Source organism: Donghicola sp. XS_ASV15 (genome assembly GCF_041224595.1).
Taxonomy (GTDB): Bacteria; Pseudomonadota; Alphaproteobacteria; order Rhodobacterales; family Rhodobacteraceae; genus Donghicola.
In genome coordinates this window covers 1-894 of record NZ_JBGFGN010000098.1, presented here as the reverse complement: position 1 = coordinate 894, position 894 = coordinate 1, and the positions used below count along the sequence as shown (strand labels likewise).

General features: G+C 52.1%; 1 protein-coding gene and 1 pseudogene. One reads left to right on the top strand and one right to left on the bottom strand.

From position 1 onward, the window contains the following. Positions 1-113: 113 nt before the first annotated feature. Positions 114-755, bottom strand: coding sequence for a DUF2726 domain-containing protein (locus AB9K37_RS03010; protein ID WP_369835487.1), 642 nt, complete (start codon positions 753-755; stop codon positions 114-116). On the opposite strand from AB9K37_RS03010, the pseudogene AB9K37_RS03005 reads away from it, so the two are divergent. Beyond that, positions 754-894, top strand: a pseudogene (locus AB9K37_RS03005) (IS1380 family transposase); the annotation flags it as partial. The gene AB9K37_RS03010 and the pseudogene AB9K37_RS03005 overlap by 2 nt on opposite strands.

Below are 894 nucleotides of genomic sequence, written 5' to 3'. Positions count from 1 at the left end.
CACCCGATCTGCCCGTTGCAAGCCCGCACCCTCTGGGTGATCCATGAAACGCGCCCCTCGCAGCCTTCAACACCATGTTTTATATAGGAAATATAATGGTCAGGACAGCGAAATCAGCGCCTTACTTGGGAAATGTGGGTTTCTGCTTCCTGAGTGGTGTTAGGGTTCATTTCTTTGGCTCCAGACGTTTCACTGTCTGGCCCAACGATTGCAGCAACGAGCTTCTGCACGTATTCCCGATCAAACTTTTCTGGAATTTCCACGAGGGGAATATTGGCTTCAGAGAGTGCCTGACGTTTTACCCTATCACTGACTTCGGCTCGCTGACGGCTTTGCGCTGATCTTCCAAAGTGACCAGCTCCTTGATACTCAATAACAGCAACGACAGACATTTCAGGACTGAATACTACGAAATCAGCACGCTTTGAGTTTATGGACATATATCGTTTGTAGTCGCGATTTTTTAACATAGCCCCGTAGGACACTTGGCACATCAGAAGCCAGTCATGCGGAAGATCGTTCCGAAGCATTCCGAACATCTTTAGTTCGGACTTGTTCATTACTCCACGGCGCTCGAAGGCAGAACGCGGCCCCACCTTGCCCTTGGTCAACGCTTTGAAGACGATGAAGACCAAAGCGACCAGCGCGACAGGTATAGCCCCACATTTCCCAAGTAAGGCGCTGATTTCGCTGTCCTGACCATTATATTTCCTATATAAAACATGGTGTTGAAGGCTGCGAGGGGCGCGTTTCATGGATCACCCAGAGGGTGCGGGCTTGCAACGGGCAGATCGGGTGGATTTCGACCCTCGCGTGCGGCTGGAATTTCGCGGCACGCAGCTCAGTTCCGACGGCGGCCTTCTGGTGATGCGCGAGCTTGATGACGCGCTCGGG